The organism is Tsukamurella sp. 8F (assembly GCF_029167375.1).
Lineage (GTDB): Bacteria > Actinomycetota > Actinomycetes > Mycobacteriales > Mycobacteriaceae > Tsukamurella.
This window is the reverse complement of sequence record NZ_JARFTP010000008.1, coordinates 90858-110633: the sequence shown is the minus strand read 5'-3', so window position 1 is coordinate 110633 and position 19776 is coordinate 90858. Positions and strand designations below refer to the sequence as shown.

Annotated in this window: 8 protein-coding genes; 7 read left to right on the top strand and 1 reads right to left on the bottom strand. The window is 71.9% G+C overall.

What is annotated here, in order from left to right:
- The first annotated feature begins 4 nt into the window (after positions 1–4).
- Genes P0W64_RS08740 through P0W64_RS08710 form a run of 7 tightly spaced genes read left to right on the top strand, consistent with a single transcriptional unit; the run spans position 5 to position 18871 of the window.
- A complete protein-coding gene (locus P0W64_RS08740) occupies positions 5–5308 on the top strand; it encodes a type I polyketide synthase (RefSeq protein ID WP_275479696.1) in 5304 nt (1767 codons plus the stop codon).
- An 18-nt stretch (positions 5309–5326) separates the two neighbouring features.
- A complete protein-coding gene (locus P0W64_RS08735; protein ID WP_275479695.1) occupies positions 5327–10660 on the top strand; it encodes a type I polyketide synthase in 5334 nt (1777 codons plus the stop codon).
- Positions 10657–14994 carry a type I polyketide synthase gene (locus tag P0W64_RS08730; protein WP_275479694.1) on the top strand — a complete coding sequence of 1446 codons (4338 nt, stop codon included), beginning with the start codon at positions 10657–10659 and terminating at the stop codon, positions 14992–14994. The genes P0W64_RS08735 and P0W64_RS08730 overlap by 4 nt, the downstream gene beginning before the upstream one ends.
- Entirely contained in the window at positions 14991–15962 is a 972-nt protein-coding gene (locus tag P0W64_RS08725; protein ID WP_275479693.1) for an ATP-binding cassette domain-containing protein, read from the top strand. The genes P0W64_RS08730 and P0W64_RS08725 overlap by 4 nt, the downstream gene beginning before the upstream one ends.
- Positions 15959–16789, top strand: coding sequence for an ABC transporter permease (locus tag P0W64_RS08720; RefSeq protein WP_275479692.1), 831 nt, complete (start codon positions 15959–15961; stop codon positions 16787–16789). Before P0W64_RS08725 ends, P0W64_RS08720 begins: the two co-directional genes overlap by 4 nt.
- Positions 16786–17625, top strand: a complete 840-nt coding sequence (locus P0W64_RS08715) for an ABC transporter permease (RefSeq protein WP_275479691.1) — start codon at positions 16786–16788, stop codon at positions 17623–17625. The genes P0W64_RS08720 and P0W64_RS08715 overlap by 4 nt, the downstream gene beginning before the upstream one ends.
- 19 nt (positions 17626–17644) lie before the next feature.
- On the top strand, positions 17645–18871 hold the full coding sequence (locus tag P0W64_RS08710) for an acyltransferase (protein ID WP_275479690.1): 1227 nt from the start codon (positions 17645–17647) through the stop codon (positions 18869–18871).
- Positions 18872–18936: 65 nt separating this feature from the next.
- On the opposite strand, the gene P0W64_RS08705 is transcribed toward P0W64_RS08710, so the two are convergent.
- Positions 18937–19767: a class I SAM-dependent methyltransferase gene (locus P0W64_RS08705; protein ID WP_275479689.1), complete on the bottom strand. Its 831-nt coding sequence runs from the start codon at positions 19765–19767 to the stop codon at positions 18937–18939.
- Positions 19768–19776: the final 9 nt, after the last annotated feature.

The window sequence follows — 19776 nt, the reverse complement described above, 5'->3', positions numbered from 1 at the left end:
CCATATGACTGCCGCACCCGACCGCCGCGCGATCCTCACGGACGCGCTGCGCCGCATCGACGACCTGAGCGCGCGGCTCGCCGTCGCCGAGGAGGGCGACCGTGAACCGATCGCCGTCGTCGGCATGGGCTGCCGCCTGCCCGGCGGAGTGATGGGTCCCGACGACTTCTGGGGCCTGCTCGAGGAGGGGCGCGACGGCGTCGTGCGCGTGCCCGGCGACCGGTGGGACGCCGATGCGCTGTATTCGCCCGACCACACCGTGCCGGGCACCATCGTGAACCGTGAGGGCGGGTTCCTCACGGGCTGGGACCCTGCCGAGTTCGACGCCGAGCACTTCGGCATATCGCCGCGCGAGGCCGCCGGTATGGACCCGCAACAGCGGCTGCTCATGGAGGTCGCCTGGGAGGCGCTGGAGCACGGCGGCATCGTGCCCGAATCGCTGTCCGGTAGTCGCACGGGCGTGTACGTGGGCCTGACGACTACGGACTATTCGCTGCGCCTCGCCGGTGCGCTCGCTCCCGAGGAGATCGACCCCTACGTGCCGTTCGGCAGCGCGCACAACTTCGCGGCCGGGCGCCTGTCCTACTTCCTGGGCCTCCGCGGCCCCGCGGTGGTGCTGGATACCGCATGTTCGTCGTCGCTGACCGCCCTGCACCTCGCCGCGCAGGGGCTGCGCAAGCGCGAGACCGACGCCGCGCTCGTCGCGGGTGTGAACCTCGTGCTCAGTCCGGAGAACAGCATCGCGTGCTCACGCTGGGGAATGCTCGCCCCGGACGGACGATGCAAGGCGTTCGACGACGACGCCGACGGCTATGTGCGCAGCGAAGGCGCGGGCGTGGTCGTGCTCAAGCGGCTCTCGGACGCCCAGCGCGACGGCGACCGCGTGCTCGCGGTGGTACGCGGCACGGCCGTCAACCAGGACGGAGCCAGCAGCGGCCAGACGGTGCCCAACGGCCCGGCGCAGCAGGCGCTCATCCGGCAGGCTCTCGGCGACGTCGCGCCCTCGGATGTGGACTACATCGAGGCGCACGGTACCGGGACGTCGCTGGGGGACCCCATCGAGCTCGACACCCTGCATCGCGTCTTCGGGGATCGCGGGGACTCGGCGCCGCTGGTCGTCGGCACTGTGAAGACCAACCTCGGCCATCTCGAATCCGCGGCGGGTATAGCGGGTTTCATCAAGACCGTGCTGGCCCTCCAGCATGCCCGGATCCCCCGGCTACTACATTTCACGCGGCTCACCTCACGCGCGACCGAGGGTGCCTCCGAGTTCGTCTTCCCGACCGACACCACCGCCTGGCCCGAGGTGGACCGGCCGCGCCGCGCCGGAGTGTCGTCGTTCGGCGTGAGCGGCACGAATGCGCACGTCGTCGTCGAACAGGCGCCGATGCCGGTGCAGGCCGACGGCGACGATGCCCGACAGGAGGTCTCGACGCTGCTCGTGTCGGGCCGCACACCGCAACGCGTGGCGGCGGCCGCGGGGCGTCTCGCGGACCGGCTCGCCGACTCCGACGCCGACCTTGCCGACATCGCATCCGCGCTCGCGTACGAGCGCGCCCGGTTCCCTCGCGTCGCCGCCGTGGTCGCGGCGGACCGGGCACAGGCGATCGCCGGACTCAGTGCGCTTGCCGGCGGCTACCAGGCGCCCGGCGTCGTGCCCGTGGCGGCGTCGCCCGGACCGGGAACGGTGTTCGTCTTCTCCGGCCAGGGTTCACAGTGGGCAGGCATGGGCCGGGCACTACTGGGATCGGAGCCGGCGTTCGCGGCGGCCGTCGACGAGATCGACACGGACTTCCGCGAGGTGGTGGGCTTCTCGCTACGAGACCTGCTCGAATCCGGCGATCCCGTGACCGGCATCGACCGCATCCAACCCGTACTCGTTGGCGTTCAGTTGGCCCTGGTGGCGTTGTGGCGCGCGCACGGCGTGGAGCCGGACGCCGTGATCGGTCATTCGATGGGTGAGGTCGCAGCGGCCGTGGTCTCGGGCGGCCTGTCGGTCCGCGACGGACTCACGGTGATCGCCACGCGGTCGCGGCTGATGCGGCGCGAGTTGTCGGGGCAGGGCGCTATGGCGCTACTCGAGCTCGACTCGGACGCCGTCGAGACGCTGCTCCAGGACTTCGCCGATGTATCGATTGCTGTGGTCGCCTCGCCGAAGCAGACCGTCGTCGCGGGTCCGCCCGAGCAGGTCGATGCCGTCGTCGCCGCCGTCACGGCACAGAACCTGCTGGCGCGCCGGGTCGAGGTGGACGTGGCGTCGCACCACGCGACGGTCGACCCGATCCTCGGCGAGTTGCGGCAGGAGCTTGCGTCGATCTCACCGCGGACGCCGCGGATCCCCGTGTACTCGACCGTGCGACCCGGCGAGACGAACCCCGTCTTCGATGCCGCGTACTGGGCGGACAACCTCCGCAGGCCGGTACGGTTCGCCGATGCGGTCGTCGCCGCAGGGGCCGGCCACGGCACATTCGTCGAGATATCGCCCCACCCGATCCTCGGTCACCCGCTCGGCCAGTGCCTCGACGGACACCGTGTCCTCGGCACTCTCGCGCGCGATACCCACGGGGGAGTGACCTTCGGCGCGAACCTGCTCACCGTTCTCGGGGCGGGAACCGCGAATGTGCCGCGGCGGCCACGCACCGACGGCGTGCTGCCCACGATGGCGTGGCAGCACGGCCGCCACTGGATCACGCCCGCGACGCCCCAGGCCGCACCCGCCCATGCCGTCGCGGCGCCTGATGGCGGTCCGCACGGCTGGTTCCTGACGCTCGATCACCCTGCTCGCGAGCTCACCGCCGCGACGGATGCGGCACGACCGTCGCAGCGCTGGCTGGTTCTGGCCGACCAGAGCGGAGCGCGCCTCGCGGAGTTACTCGGCGGAGGCTCGCGGCACCTGGCCGCAACCAGCGTCACGGAGAACCCGGACGCCGTTCGCGCCGCGCTCGCCGACGTGGACCGGGTGGTCTACGCGCCGCCGGTCGCGCCAGATCGGATCGGTCCCGCGCCCGCGCGCGAAGTCACGGTCGCCGTCGCTCGCCTGGCTGCTCTGCTGCGCGACGCGGGCTCGGCGCCGCGCCTCACGATCTTGACCCGGAACGCCGTCGCCACCTCCGAGGGCGAGGGCGCGAACCCCGCACACGCCGCCGCATGGGGGGCGGGACGCACGCTGGCGCTGGAGCTCCCCGCAGTGTGGGCCGGGCTCATCGACGTCGATGCCGCGCTGCCGCCGGCGCTGGTCGCCCGCGCCCTGCACGCCGAGGCGGCGGCGGAGGACCGCGAGGACCAGGTGGTCTACCGCTCCGGCGTGCGCCGGGTCCCGCGCCTGCGCCGTGGTTCGGCCGCGCCCGCAGTGACACGGCTGGACGGCGACGCCGCGCAGCTCGTGGTGGGCGCGACAGGCAACATCGGCCCGGATCTGGTGCGGGGACTCGCACAGCTGGGCGCGGGAACGGTGGTCGCCGTGTCCCGTCGCGGCACGCTTCCCGACGGCTTGGGCGACCTCGGTGAGACCCGCGTGATCCCCGTCGCCGCGGATGCCGCCGACGCCGACGCGATGCGAGAGCTGTTCGCGCGGTTCGGATCCGATCTCCCACCGCTCGACGGCGTATACCTCGCGGCACTCGCGGGCGGTGCAGGTGAACTCGCCGATCTCGGGGAGGCCGACGTCGCCGCGATGTTCGCACCCAAGGTCGACGCCGCAGCCGTGCTGCACGAGCTCACCATCGAGCATCCGGTGCGCCGATTCGTTCTGTTCTCGTCGATCACGGGCATCCTCGGATCGCGCTGGCTCGGCCACTACACGGCCGCCAATGCGTACGCCGACGGCCTCGCCGCCGCTCGGCGGCTGGCGGGCCTCCCGGCCACCGTCGTGGACTGGGGTCTGTTCGCGTCGTGGGCCGAGGCGCAGCCCGAGACCGCGGCGGCGGGGCTGGAGCCGATGCCGAACGGGGCCGCGGTCGCGGCCCTCGCCCACGCATTGGGGTCCGACGCACCGACCCGTTCGATCATCGCCGGAGCCGACTGGCCGCGGCTGGCCGAGGCCTATCGCACGCGGGTGCCGCTCCGCGTGGTAGACGACCTGCTCGATGCCACGAGTGCGGATATCGCGGATCTGCCGGCTCCGCTGCCCGGCACACTCCTCGGCCCCGAATCGGATGCCGGAAACCGCTGGGATGCCGCTCTTCTCGCGTCGGCGCTGCCCTATCCCACACCGCACCGGGTGCAGGGCACCGAGCTCGTTCCCGTGTCCGTACTCGCCGCTACGCTCGCCGCGGCGGGTGCCCGCGCCGGTACGGAAGCGCTGCGGGACATCCGGTTCGAGTACCCCGTGCTGCTGGACCAGCCGCGGGCCGTGCGTGTCGCGGTCGAAGACGGACGGATCGCGATCACGTCGCATACCGACCCGTCGGCTCCCGTCGATCGCTGGGTGCGGCACGCATCCGCGGCGATCGGTACCGCGGACGGTGGGCATGTCGAGCCCGACACGACCGAGATCCCCGATTACAGCGAGGCCGCCGCCGAGGACCTCGCCCGCTCGTGGGGCGTCGAAGGCCGCCCCTACGCGTGGAGCGTCACCGGCCACACGGCCGCTCCCGGCGCCCTGCGGGCCGAGATCCGTCTGCCGGACGAGGGCCCCACGTCGACCGTGGCTGCGGCGCTCGACGCCGCGGTACATGTCGGACGGCTGCTGGGACGCGTCGGCGACGGCCTGCTGCTGCCGTCCGCTCTAGGCGGCATCGCGATCGGCGCGCCCGGCCGCGACGCTTGCGTCGTCGATGCCAGGCGTCGGCTCGCGTCCGACGGGTCGCTCGCTGTCGACCTGCGGGTGACGCGTCCTGACGGTGCGCCGTGGCTGGAGCTGACCGACCTGCGCTACTCGGCTGTCTCGGTGGCGGACCCGGACGTGCTGCAGGGGGATCTGCCCGCGGCCACCCTGGACCTGACGACGATGAGCGTGGCCGAGGCCCGCGAGGCGATCGGTTCCGCGATCCGCGCCGTGCTGGCGAGGGAACTCGGCATGCCTACCGACGCGGTCGACGTCGACCGCCCGTTCCCCGAGCTCGGACTCGACTCGATGATGGCGATGGCCGTGCTCCGCGATGCGCGGGCACTTGTCGGCGTCGAGCTCTCGGCCACGCTGCTGTGGGACCACCCGACGGTCGCGCTGCTGTCCGCGCGTCTCGCCGAGATGGTCGCGGGCGCAACGGATCCCGAACCGGATCCCGGTGCGGGCGGCGACGATCTGCCCGGGACCGGCGATGAGGCCGGGCTGCTGGACGAGTTGTTCGACAGCGTCGAGACGCTGTAGGCGAGGACTGGAGAGAACATGAGCGAGCAGCAGGCCGCGCGCGCAACGACATACGACCGTGTGGCGAGCATGTCCGACGCACAGCGCGGTGCTCTGTCCGAGCGTTTCGACAAGTCCGCGAAGATAGCGGCGGCGGAGCCGATCGCCGTCGTGGGCATCGGCTGCCGGTTCCCCGGCGGCGCCGCCGGGCCCGAGGCGTATTGGGACCTGCTACGCGGCGGCGTCGACGCGGTCACGGAGGTGCCCGCCGATCGCTGGGACGCCGACGCCTACTACGACGCCGACCCGCAGGTGCCGGGGCGCATGCCATCGAAGTGGGGCGCGTTCCTTCCCGACGTGCGCGGATTCGACGCCGAGTTCTTCGGGATCTCGCCCCGCGAGGCCGAGGCCATGGACCCGCAGCAGCGAGTCCTGCTCGAGGTCGCCTGGGAGGCCCTGGAGAACGCCGGGATAACCCCCGACGCGGCGTCCGGCACTCGTGCGTCGGTCACCGTCGGCGTGTATTACAACGAGTACCAGGCGGCATCCGCGGGCGACCCGGACGCCATCGACGCGTACTCCGCGACCGGCAATGCGCACAGCGTGACGGTCGGGCGTATCGCCTACCTGCTCGGCCTCCGCGGTCCGGCGGTCGCCGTCGACACGGCGTGCTCGTCGTCGTTGGTGTCCGTGCATCTCGCGTGCCAGAGCCTGCGGATGCGCGAGAGCGACCTCGCCCTCGCGGGCGGCGTCAACCTGATCCTGCGACCGGAGACCCAGCTGGCGCTGGGGAAGTGGGGGATGCTGTCCCCGCGCGGCCGGTGCAGCGCGTTCGACGCGTCCGCCGACGGCTTCGTACGCGGCGAGGGTTGCGGCGTCGTGGTGCTGAAGCGTCTGACGGACGCCGTACGCGACGGCGACCGTGTGCTGGCGGTGGTGCGTGGCTCGGCGGTCAACCAGGACGGTCGCTCCAACGGCCTCACGGCACCCAATGCGCCGGCGCAGCGCGACGTGATCGCGGCCGCGCTGGGCGACCTACCCGCTTCGTCCGTCCACCTCGTCGAGACCCACGGCACGGGAACGGGTCTCGGTGATCCGATCGAGTTCGACGCACTCTCCCAGACGTACGGCGGCGGCGCCGGGCGCTGCGCCCTCGGTGCGGTCAAGACCAACATGGGACACCTCGAGGCCGCGGCGGGAATAGCGGGCTTCATCAAGGCTGTGCTCGCGGTCCAGCGCGGACAGGTGCCACCCAACCTGCACTTCGCGAAGTGGAACCCGGCAATCGATCCGTCCGGTACGCGTCTCTACGTGCCCACCGAGGCGGATCCGTGGCCCTCCGCGTCCGGGCCCCGGCGCGCGGCGGTCTCCTCCTTCGGCCTCGGCGGCACCAACGCACACATCGTCCTGGAGCAGGGGCCGGACGCGGTTGCGGCCGCCCCTGCCCAGGGCGTTCAGACGCTCGCCGTCGGCGGCCGGACGGGCGAGCGCATGCGGGCGCGCGCCGCCGACCTCGCCGAGTGGCTGGCCGGTGGCCGGGCGGACCTCGGCGATGTGTCCGCGGCCCTGCACTGTGAGGCAGACGGTGCTCCCGCGTCCGGCATCGTCGTCGCGCGCGACGTGGCCGGCGCGGTGGCGGGTCTGCGCGCCCTTGCGGCGGGCACGCCCGCCGCGGGCGTGGCCGAGGCCCAGGGGCGGTCCACGCCCGGTGTGGTGTTCGTGTTCTCGGGTCAGGGTTCGCAGTGGGCTGGGATGGGTCGGTCGTTGTTGGTGGCGGAGCCGGCGTTTGGTGCTGCTGTGGATGAGATCGATGTGGATTTTGTTGCGGTGGTGGGTTTCTCGTTGCGTGGGGTGTTGGAGTCGGGTGAGCCGGTGGTGGGTATCGATCGGATTCAGCCGGTGTTGGTGGGTGTGCAGTTGGCGTTGGTGGCGTTGTGGCGTGCGCATGGTGTGGAGCCGGATGCGGTGGTCGGTCATTCGATGGGTGAGGTTGCGGCTGCTGTCGTGTCGGGTGGTTTGTCGGTGCGGGATGGGTTGACGGTGATTGCGACGCGGTCGCGGTTGATGCGGCGGGAGTTGTCGGGTCAGGGTGCGATGGCGTTGCTCGAGCTCGACGCCGCAGAGGCGGAACACCTCATCGCACGCTTCGAGGGAGTGTCCGTTGCCGTGGTCGCGTCTCCGCGGCAGACAGTGGTGGCGGGTGCGCCGGGGCAGGTGGATGCTGTGGTCGCTGAGGTGACGGGGCGGAATCTGTTGGCGCGTCGGGTGGAGGTGGATGTGGCGTCGCATCATGCGACGGTGGATCCGATTCTGGGTGAGTTGCGTGCGGAGCTTGCGTCGATCTCGCCGCGGGCGCCGCGTATCCCGGTGTATTCGACGGTGCAGCCGGGGCAGACGGCGCCGGTGTTCGATGCCGCGTACTGGGCGGACAACCTACGCCATCCCGTGCAGTTCGCGGGCGCCGCGGCGGCGGCCGGTGAGCGGCACGGCACGTTCGTAGAGGTCTCTCCCCACCCCATACTCACGCACGCCCTCACCGATTCACTGGCGGAGCGCCGTGGCGCGCGGGTGCTCCCGACGCTCCTGCGCGACCAGGACGAGGCGCTGACGTTCCACGTGCACCGCGCCCAGGTCGCCGGGGTACCGGTCACCGGTGCGCCGCGCATCGACCTGCCGCCGCACACGTGGCAGCACAGTGAGTACTGGATGTCGCCGCCGGCGGGCGGGACACGCGTCTCAGGTGAGCATCCACTGCTGGGCGCCCATGTCGCCGTCCCGTCGGGCAGCGGCGATCTATGGAGCGGCGACGTCGGCCTGGCTGCGCTGCCGTGGCTCGCCGACCACCGGGTGCACGGCCAGGCGATCATGCCCGCTGCCGGCTTCGCGGAGGCCGTGCTGGCGGGAGCCGCACAGGCCTTCGGCGTAGATCCGGCGGCGGTGACGGTGCGCCGGCTCGAGGTGGAACAGATGCTCCCGCTTGCGGATTCGGTGCGTCTGACGACACAGCTGACGCGCACGGGCGACGCCACGGGTCGTGTGGAGGTGTTCACGGGCGACGGCGACACATGGCGCCGGCACGCGGTGGCCGACGTGGCGGCTGAAGCCGCCTCGACAGGAACGCCGGTGCGCGCGCGCTCGCACGATTCGGCGCCGGTGACCGGCGATCCGGTGGCGCCGAACGACTTCTACACCGCGTTGCGACGGACCGGTGCTCACCACGACACCGCCTTCGCGGCGCTCACCCGGCTGATCCGGGGCGACGGTGTCGCGGAGGGCGAGGCGGTGCTGCCGCCCACCGCGACTGCGCACCGCGGGCTCGTCCTGCACCCGGTCCTCCTGGACGCGGCGCTGCAGACGCTCGCCGCCGCGATGCCCGCCGACCGACTCGGCGGTGCGGGGGACGACACCTACCTGCCCGTGTCCGTCGAGGAGATCCAGGTGTTCGGCGTGCTCGGTCGCCAGGTGACATGCCGGGCGTCGTTCCGCAGCGTCGATTCCGAGGGCGCGCTCGGCGACGTCGTCGTGCTCGGCGAGGACGGCACCCTCGCGGCACGTGTGAACGGGGTCTTCCTCCGCCGCGTACAGCGGCGCACAGTCCCGCTTCCACTGGCGCAGAAGATGTTCCGAGCGGAATGGCTACGGGTCGAACCTCCCACGGGAGCTTCGACGCGGCCCGGTAGCTGGCTGGTCGTCGGCGCGGATGCCACGGAGTTCGCGCGTAGCTTCTCCTCGCCCGAGCGCCGGGTCGTCACGGCGTCCCTGGGCGACGACGCAGCGGTGTCGGAGGCGTTCGGGCAGGCGGCCGGTGATCCGGCGATGCCCCCGGTCGGCGTCGTCGTGCTCGTACCCGCCCTACAGGACGACGTCGACGGCACGGCGGCGCGCGATCTGCTCTGGCAGGTCACGTCCGTGGTGCGGACCGTCGCGACGGGATGGCTCGGCGAGCCGCCGCGCCTTTGGCTCGTGACCCGCGAGGGCATGGCAGTGCGAGCGGACGAACCCGGCGACCCCGGCGCCGGCGCACTGCGCGGCCTGGTTCGGGTCCTGGCGTACGAGCATGCGGGCCTGCGCCCCACGCTCCTCGATGTGCCTGAGGACGCCGACGCCGCGCAGGTGTTGACGGCGGAGACCGCCGGGGCGGACGACGTCGTCGCGTGGCGTGGTGGCGAGCGTTTCGCGGCCCGTCTCACACGTGCCGGCGACGCGGCTGTGGAGGCAGGGCCGACGGTGCGCGCCGACGGCGCATACATCGTGACGGGCGGCATGGGCGGCATCGGTCTCGTCGTCGCACGGCACCTCCGCGAGGTCGGTGCCGGGCGTGTGGTCCTCTCGGGTCGGCGCGCGCTCGACGCAGGAGACCAGGCCGAGGTGGACGCGCTCGGCGCCGAGTACGTGCAGGGCGATCTCTCCGAGCCGGGCACGGCCGAGCGGCTGGTCGCCGCGGCGGAGCGGGACGGGCTCACGCTCCGCGGGGTGCTGCACTCGGCTGCGGTGCTCGACGACCAGTTGGTCGCTGCTCTGACCCAGGACGCGCTGGCGCGTGTATGGGCGCCCAAGGTCACAGGTGCTCTACGCCTCGACGCGGCTGTCACGGACCGAGAGCTCGACTGGTTCGTCCTCTTCTCGTCGGTCGCGTCGCTGCTCGGGTCCCCGGGCCAGGGTGCCTACGCCGCGGCGAACGGCTATCTCGATGCGCTCGTCGACCGCCGCCGCGCCGCGGGGCTGCCCGCGACGTCGGTCCAGTGGGGCCAGTGGGCCGATGTGGGCCTGGCGCGCTCCCTCGCGATCGACGCCGTCGATCCGATGACCCCGGCTGAGGGCCTGGAGGCACTGGACGCTGTGCTTGCCGGCACCGACCGGGCCGTCGGCGTCGTCCGGCTACGGCTGGACCGCGCGGCCGCCGTGTTCCCGGAACTGAAGGGGCAGGGCTACTTCGCGCCGCTCGTCGCCGAGCTGGACTCGGCCGACGACGATGCATGGCCGGGCCTCGAAGCAGTACGCGCGATGCCTGCCGCGCAGGCGCGCGAAGCGGTACTGGACCGACTGCGATCCCGCATCTCGGCCGTGATGGGCTACGGCGCCGGCGGCGGCATCGATCCCGCCGAGCCGCTCACCAAACTCGGTATGGACTCGCTGATGGCGGTACGTATACGCAACGCCGCGCGCGCCGACTTCGGCATCGAGCCCCCCGTCGCGCTGCTCCTGCAGGGGGCGTCCCTCACCGACCTCGCCGCGGCGCTGGCCACTTCACTGGGGGTGGACGAGCCCGAGACCGATCAGGCCGACGCACCCGGCAGCGCCCTCGCGAGCCGTGTGCAGCAGCGCGCCGCGGCCCGCCGCCGCGCCGCATCTCGACGAAAGGAGACCGCATGACCCAGCGTCTCGACACCCAGGAGTGCCCCGAGGAGCTGGCCGACGCGATCGCCGTCGTCGGCGTGGCCGGGCGGTTCCCCGGAGCCCGCACCGTGGGGGAGTACTGGCGCAATCTGGTGGGCGGAGTCGAATCGATCGTCCCGCTGGACGAGGAGACTCTGCGCGCCCACGGTATCGATGACGACGCGCTCGCCGACCCCGGATACATCCGACGCGGCGCGCCGCTCGCGGGGCTCGACGAGTTCGACCCCGAGATCTTCGGTATCGGTGCGGCCGCGGCCCGCACGCTCGATCCGCAGCATCGCCTGTTCTTGCAGACGGTCTGGCACGCGATCGAGGATGCCGGGTACGACCCGCACGCGTTGGAGGGATCCGTCGGCGTGTTCGGCACCAGCTCTGCGAGCGGTTACCTCCTCAACAATCTGATGTCGCGACTCGACCCGCAGCGCGTCATCGGACAGGGCGCGTCGTTCGAGATGATCGATCTGTCGCTGCAGAACGACAAGGACCACGTCGCGACCCGCGTCGCGCACGCCTTCGACCTACGTGGCCCGGCTCTATCGGTGCAGACTGCGTGCTCCAGCTCCCTGCTGGCGGTGCACCTGGCATGCCAGTCTCTGCTGTCGGGTGAGACCGACGCGGCGGTCGCGGGCGGCGTGTCGATCCGAGTGCCCGACTCCGTGGGCTACTGGCACGAGCCAGGCGCCATGACGTCGCCGAGCGGGCGCTGCCGCCCATTCGACGTGCGCGCAGACGGCACGGTGTTCGGCAGTGGCGTCGGCGCGGTGGTACTCAAGACGGTCTCGCGCGCGCTCGCCGACGGCGACCGTATCCACGCGGTGATCCGCGGCTCCGCCGTCAACAACGACGGTGCGGGCAAGATGACGTATGCGGCACCCAACGCGGTAGGTCAGGCCGAGGTGATCGCAGAGGCGCACGCCATCGCGGGCGTCGACGCGTCGTCGGTGAGTTACGTGGAGACGCACGGGACCGCGACGCCGCTCGGCGACCCGATCGAGATCGACGGTCTTCGACAGGCTTTCGCACTCGCTTCGAGCGACCGGACGGGGCCGTGCCGGCTGGGGTCCGTCAAAGCCAACATCGGGCACCTCGAGGTGGCATCCGGCATCGCGGGCTTCATCAAGACCGTGCTAGCGCTGCGCAACCGCGAGCTGCCCGCGACGCTGCACTACACGGCGCCCAACCCGGAACTGCACCTCGAACAGGGGCCGTTCGAAGTGCAGGGCGAGAGCGCCCCGTGGGAATGGGACGGGCCGTTGCGGGCGGGCGTCAGCTCGTTCGGGGTGGGCGGAACCAACGTCCATGTCGTGCTCGAAGAGGCACCCGGGCACGAGACACCGTCGACCGCCAGCGGTCCGCACGTACTGACGCTCTCCGCGCGCAGCCCCGAGCGGATCGACGTGGCCCGCGTTCAGCTCGCCGACGAGCTCGCCGCCGACCCGGAGATATCCCTCGCCGACGTCGCGCACACGCTCGCATCGCGGCCCGCCGATGCGGTACGCCTGGCGGTCGCCGCGTCGGACGTCCACGGCGCCGTCGAAGCCCTACACGCGGGTGGCCCACCCACGACGGCCCCTGCCGGAGCCGGGGCCGACGGTCGCACCGTGTTCCTGTTTCCCGGGCAGGGTTCGCAGTACGTGGGCATGGCCCAGGGGTTGTACGAGGGCGAACCCGTGTTCCGAGACGCTTTCGACCGCTGCGCAGCGGGATTCGATGCCGCTTTGGGAATCGACCTGCGTGCGACAGTCTTCCGTGGTCGCCCGCGCGAGCTGGAACGCACGGATCGAACCCAGCCGGCGCTGTTCGCGGTCGAGTACGCACTCGGGAAGCTGCTCGAACACCACGGTGTCGTTCCGGCTGCTCTCGTCGGGCACAGCGTGGGCGAGTTCGTCGCCGCGACGCTGGCCGGCGTCATGGACCTGCCGTCGGCCGTCTCCGCGGTCGCCGAGCGTGCCACCCTCATGCAGCAGGCGCCCCGCGGTGCGATGATCGCCGTGCCGCTGGCGCCCGATGCGGCTGCTCCGTATCTCACCGCCGGCGCGCTCGACGTGGCTACCGTCAACGAGCCGGGCGCCTGCGTGGTGGCCGGCACGGAGGAGGACGTGGCGGCGCTCGCGGAGAAGCTCGCAGCCGACGGCGTCGCCGCCCGCCGCGTGCGCACATCGCACGCGTTCCATTCGCGGCTGATGGCGCCCGTTGTGGAGCGGTTCACGGCCTACATGTCCCGCGTCGAGCTCCGTGAGCCACGGATTCCGTTGCTCTCCAACGTGACCGGGGCACCCATGAGCGGCGCGGAGGCGACCGACCCCGGGATGTGGGGGCGCCAGATCCGGGCCACGGTGCGGTTCGCCGACGAGCTTGCGAGCGTGCTCGCGCAGCCGCATCGCGTGCTCGTCGAGGTAGGCCCGGGCGGCACACTCACGTCTGCCGCTCAGCGCCATCCGCGATGGGACGACGGGCACGCGGTCGTGCGACTCGTGCGGCACCGCGCACAGAATCGCGACGACCACGAGGCCTTCCGCGCCGGGCTGGGCGCGCTGTGGGCGGCCGGGGCGGCCGTGGATCTCGCGCCCGGCACCGGCGGGCGGCGGCTGCTCCTGCCCGGGTACCCGTTCCTGCGCGACACCTACTGGGTCGACTACCTCCCTGCCGAGCGGCGCTCCGGCGTGGGCTTCGGCTCGGCGGAGGCCGCCCGGGTCGACGATGATCCGTCCGCGGGGATCGAGGATCGGCTCGCCCGCGTGTGGGCGCAGTGCCTCGGGGTCGACTCGGTGGACCGCGGCGGCGACTTCTTCGACCTGGGAGGCGACTCGCTGATCGCGATCGGCGTCGCCATGGCGGCGGGGCACGAGGGCATAGACCTCACACCACAGGATCTCTACGATCACCCGACGGTCGCCTCGCTGGCGGCCGCGCTCGAAGCCCGCTACGAGGTCGGCGGTCTGGCCCGCGATCCCTCCGGCGACGCTCCGCTTCCCCTGCCTCCCAGCCTCGCCCGGCTGGTCTCGTCGGGCCTGGCCGACCCCGCCCAGTGGCGGGTGCCCATAGTGCTGCGGGTGCGCCGGGACATGGGTGCCGCGGACGTGCGCGCCGTCCTCACGGCCCTAGCGGAGCGGCACGACGCGCTGCGCGTGCGGCTCGCCGAGGTCGACGGCGTGTGGGAGCAGCAGGTCGATCCCTCGACCGACGTCTCCGTGACAACCGGATCCGGGCCGACGGCCGAGTCGGTTCAACGGCTCACTGCTGCGGGCGGACCGTCGCTCGCCGCTGAGCTGCTGACGGATCCCGACGGTGGCCCGTCGACCCTGGTGCTCGCATTGCACGGCCTGGCCGGCGAGGCGGAGTCCCGCGACGTCCTGCTGGCCGACCTCCTGACCGGGTTCGCGCAGCGTGCCGCAGGCGGCGATGTCGAATTAGCCGAGCCACCCGTGTCGTGGGCGCAGTGGTCACGGCGGTGCGGCAGCCTGGCCACACACCCCGATGTGCTTGCGAGCCGGTCTCATTGGCGCGACGCACTGTCGGGCGCGTCGTTGGCGCTCCCCGACCTCCCTGCGTCCCGCCGACCCGAACGCTCGGACCTGGTCCGGGTCGGTGGGACGCTCGGCACCGTCGCCACGAGCGAGGTCGACGATGCCCGGCGGCGCACCGGGATCAGGCTCGAGGAGCTCGCTCTCGCCGCGCTCGCGCGGGCCGCGGGTAGCGTCGTCGGGCCCGGCAGGCTCGCCGTCGATATGGGCGGCAGCGCCCGCGCCGTGCTCGAGCCGGACGTGAACCTGCGCCGTACGGCAGGCGCGTTCGCGACGGTGTACCCGGTCGCGGTCGACGCGGCTGCCGGTATCGATGCGGGCGCAGAGCTCGACGCCGCGCGCCAGGCCGTCCGCGCTGTACCGCACCACGGCCTGGGATACGGGCTGCTGCGGTACCTGCATGCGCCCACCGCCGCGGCATTCGCGCGGCTCAGGGAGCCGGACGTGCAGCTCGACGTGGTAGGCACCGTGCCGGACGCGCCACCGCACGATCCCGCGGCGCCAGTCGGGTTCGACCCCGACACGGCGCTCCCGGTGCGGGAGACCGTGCCGGCGCTGGGGCACGCACTCACGCTGCGTGTGTACCGCGCCGCCGGTGCACTGCACCTGGACTGGTGGTACGACGAGCAGCGCGTCAGCCGTGCGCGCGTCGACGCATTGGCCGCGGCGCTGCAGGTCGCGCTACCGGAGCTCGCGAGAAGTGCGGGCGCCGAGGATGATCCGGATGTCGACGAGCTGGAGCTCGTGGACCTGTCGGCGCTGGGCGCCGGAGGAGGAACCGCATGAACCGGCACGGACCGGCCGTGGAGGTCGAGGGGCTGACCAAGTCCTTCGGCGACTTCACGGCGCTGCGCGGAGTCGACTTCCAGATCGCGCCGGGCGAGATCCTGGGGCTGCTCGGCCCCAACGGCGCGGGGAAGACGACGACCGTCGACATCCTGGCGACGCTGTCGAAACCGACGTCGGGGCGGGCCGTGGTCGCCGGTCACGACGTCGCCACCGCTTCGGCGGCCGTGCGGCGCGAGATCATGCTGACGGGGCAGCACGCGTCGCTCGACGACATGCTCACCGGGCGCGAGAACCTCGTGCTGTTCGGCCGGCTCCAGGGACTGCGCAAGCCCGACGCTCGGACCCGGGCGGACGAGTTGCTCGCCCGCTTCGACCTCGAGTATGCCGCCGACCGTCGCGTCGGCACCTACTCGGGCGGTATGCGGCGGCGTATCGATATCGCGTGCGGGCTCGTGGTGCGGCCGTCGGTCGTATTCCTCGACGAGCCCACGACCGGCCTGGACCCGCGAAGTCGTCAGGGGGTGTGGGACCTCGTCGCCCGACTGCGCGACGAGGGGATCGCCACCCTCCTGACGACGCAGTACCTGGAGGAGGCGGACGAGCTCAGCGACCGCATCGTCGTGATCGACCACGGCACAGTGATCGCCGAGGGCACCGCCGACGAGCTCAAGGAGCGTACGGGCGCGACCTATTGCGAGGTCGTGCCGCGCCGGCGCGCAGACCTGCCGCTACTGGTCGATGCACTGGGTTCGCTGCTCCCGCCGCACCTGCGCACCCTCGAACCGGCGGCCGACCGGCTGTCGATGCCGGCGCCCGACGGCCCGCGGACGCTGGTCGAGGCCGTCTCCCGCATCGACGCGGCGGGGGTCGAGGTACACGACGTCGCGCTCCGCCGACCTTCGCTCGACGAGGTCTTCTTCGCGCTCACCGGCGACGCGCCCGGACCGGTGGAGGTGGGAGCGTGACGGTCCTGGCGACCACGGGCGCGCGGGAGGCCGTGCGTCCCGAGACGTCGCCGGTGCAGCAGTGGTGGGTGCTGACCACCCGTGCCGTCGTGCCGACGCTGCGCAACGGCGAGCTCGTCACGCAGGTCGCCGCGTCCGTGATGTTCACCATCGGCTTCTACTTCCCGCTCAAGAACTTCATGGGCGTGTACGCCGCCGAGATGAGCAGCTATGCGCAGTACCTGATGCCGCTGATCGCGCTGCAGGCCATCTGTTTCGCCGCGATCTCGAGCGGCTTCCGCTCGGCTACCGACTCGGTGGCCGGTATCGACCGGCGTTTCCGATCCATGCCGATCGGCAGGCTCACCCCCCTCGCCGCGCGCATGACCGCGGGCCTGTACCGGTGCGCCATCGCGCTCGCCATCTCGCTGGCCTGTGGTCACGTGATCGGCTTCCGCTTCTACGGCGGATGGCTGCACACCATCGCCTTCTGCGTGGTGGTGCTCCTGGTGGGTGCATCGCTCACGGTGTTCGGCGATCTGGTGGGCACCGCGACGCAGAACCCGGACGCTACGACGCACCTGATGATGCTGCCGCAGTTGGTCTTCGGGCTGCTGTCGGTGGGCGTGCAGCCGGTCGCGCGGTTCCCGAGCTGGATCCAGGGCTTCGTTCGGGACCAGCCGATCTCGCAGTTCGTGTTCGGTCTCCGGGCGCTCGCGGGCGACTCCACACCGGCGGCGGGCCAGGCGACGTGGGCTGTGGTCGGCCCGTCCGTGTACTGGGCGGGCGGCGTCGCGATCGTGTGCATCGCGCTGCACGCCGCCGTGTCCATGAGGAGGAACCGATGATCGCCGGCGCGGACGTGAGGGCCGTCCCGCAGCCGACGCCCGAGCGCTGGACCTACGGCGAGGGCGCATCGATCCTCTTGCGGCGCAACACGCTGCTATTGACGGGCCGGATCATCAAGCGGTGGTTGCGCGATCCCGCCACGCTGGCCGAGACCGCGCTGGTGCCGGTCGCGTTCCTGGTGACGCTCGACATCGTGCTCGGTGACGGCATCACGCGGATCGCGGGCTACGACGCGCTATACGGCAGCGTGCCGCTCGTGGCGATGGTCGCGGCGACGCAGGGGGCGACGGTAGGCGGCCTCGGCGTCATGCGCGAACGTGACGAGGGCTTACTCGCCCGGTTGTGGGTCCTGCCCGTGCACCGCGCGTCCGGAGTGCTGTCACGGCTCCTCGCGGAGGCGCTGCGGATCGTGGTGGCGACGGCCGTGCTCACCATTGCGGGCGTGGTCATGGGGCTGCGGTTCGAGAACGGCGTCCTGGGCGCCGTCGGCTGGCTGCTCGTACCGGTGGCGTTCGGGGTCGCGTTCTCCGTCGCCGTGCTCACGGTGGCGGTGTACGCGGCGCAGACCATCGTCGTCGAGGCGACCGCGCTCGTATCGGGCCTATGCATGTTCTTCTGCACCGGCTTCGTGCCGCTAGACCAGTACCCGAAGGCGTTGCGGCCGATCGTGGAGCACCAGCCGTTCAGCCTCACCGTCGAAGCTATGCGCGGGCTGGCGCACGGCGGAGCGGTGTTCGGTCCGCTGGTCGAGCTGCTGGCCTGGTCCGTAGGGGTGGTCGTGGTATGCGCTGTGCCGCTGGCCATCGGCTACCGCAAGGCGAGCCGTCGCGGATGACGACCCGGGAAAGGAATTGATGTTCGACGCCACCGAGATCCGGCCCCTCGCACGCAGCGAGGAGATGTTCGCGCAGACCCACAACTTCGTGGGACTGGGCGCGCACCTGAGCGGTCCCGTCGACGTGGACGCCCTGGCCGACGCGTTCGACGCGCTCCTCGAAGCCCGGCCCGTACTCGGTGCCCGGATCGAACCCGTCGGCGACGGGTGGCGCCTGGTCGCCGACGACCTGCTGCATGAGGGCATCGTCGTCGATCCGCCCGGCAGCGAGCTGCGGATCAGGTTCGACCAGTCCCAGGCGCTCGTCCACCTACGGGTGGTGCCCGACGGGGAGGCCACCGCAGCAACGCTCTACGTCCACCACGCGCTGGCGGACGGACATCACCAGTTCGCCCTCATCGAGGAGCTGTTCGCGCTGTATACGGCGTTGGTGACCACGGGGACCGTCGACCCCGGGCCGGCGAAACCCGCGCCGGAGCCTCTCGAGACCGTGCTCGCCGAGCGGGGCGTCGGCAAGGGGCGGCGTTCCGGGCTCGAACGCTTCGTGCCGGCGATGTTCGCGTACGACCTGCCGCCGTCCCGGCGCGCGGTGACGGGCGATGAGCCGGACAGGCCGGTGCTGGTGCCGATGGCGCAGCACACGCTGACCGAGGCCGAGACCGATTCCCTGGTCGCCCTGTCACGCGAGCACCGCGTGAGCCTGAACGGGATCCTGTCGGCCGCGGTGCTCGTCGCCGAGTGGCGGCTGCGCGGCGAGGCGCGGATTCCGGTGCCCTACCTGTATCCCGTGGACCTGCGTTACGTACTGACGCCCGCCGTCTCGGCCACGGGCTGCACGAATCCGGTCGGAGTGGCGACCTATCTAGCCGAGATCGACTCGGGTACCGACGTTCTCGCCCTCGGCCGAGAGATCGCAGAGGCGTTCCGCGCCGACCTGTCCGAGGGTGTGCTGGCACAGTCCCTGTTGCACTTCACACCCCAGTACGCCGGCAACCCGCCGGGTCTACCCGACGTGGTGATGCTCACGGACAACGGGGCGATCCCGCCCGTACCGATGCCGCCCGGCGTGGAGCTGACGGCCGTGCACGGCGAGCTGTACTTCCAGGTCGGTTCCGGTATCGACATGTACACGTCGAAGCTCTTCCGCGGGCGTCTGCAGATCGAATACCATACTCACGCACCGGATCCCGAGTTCCGCGTGAAGGCGATCCGCGGTGTCCTAGAGGAACTGGCGGGGCCGAGATGAATCCCGCCGCCGCGCCCGGCCCCGTGGATCATCGATCCGAGGGCCCGGTCGATGGGGCCGAGGTCTCAGTCGATCGGGCCGAACCCGTAGCGGTGGTACTGGAGGCTGCGGCGCAGGGGTGGCAGCACTCGGGCCACCCGCCGCGCCGCGCGGAAGCCGCGGGAGCTCTCGTCGAACGTCTCCGCGTCGAAGAAGGTGACGGCGTCGAGCGGCCGGATCCCCGTCACCGCGCCGAGCACATCGGATGGTCGGTCGACGCCCCAGTGCAGGGTCGAACCCGTGGTGCGGTTCAGCTTGTGCAGGCGCTGCGACGCGATGGTGAGGCGGCTGTAGAAGTCGATCTGCAGCTCGCCGCGCGGGAAGCGATCGACGATGCGCTGCAACAGGTCTGCGCCTTCGGACGCGGTCAGGTACATGCTGATGCCCTCGGCCAGGAACAGCGTCGGACGGTCGGCCGGGATCTCCTCGAGCCACGCCGTGTCCGTCGCCGACGACGCCAGCAGACGGTAGCCGTCGCGCGCGGGGTAGACCTGCTCGCGGAGCGCGATCACGCGCGGGAAGTCGACGTCGAACCATCGCACTTCGGGGCCCGGATCGAGCCGGAACACGCGGCTGTCCAGACCGCAGCCGAGGTGCACCACCGTGGCTTCGGGGTTGCGCTCCAGGAACTCTCGGGCCCAGCTGTCGTACAGGGCAGTGCGGACTGTGACCAGTGGCGCCCAGCCGCGACCGACACCCAACGTGTCCCAGTCGTAGTCGAGCCCGGCGACGGTATCGCGGGCGAAGCGGTCGCCCAGCACCGGAGCGGGGCCCTCGGCGTCGAGTGCCTTGAGGTAGAGCGTCGTGAGCATGGTCTGCGCTGCGCCGGAGAGGTCGACGGTGGCCTTGTCGGTCATGAGTACGGA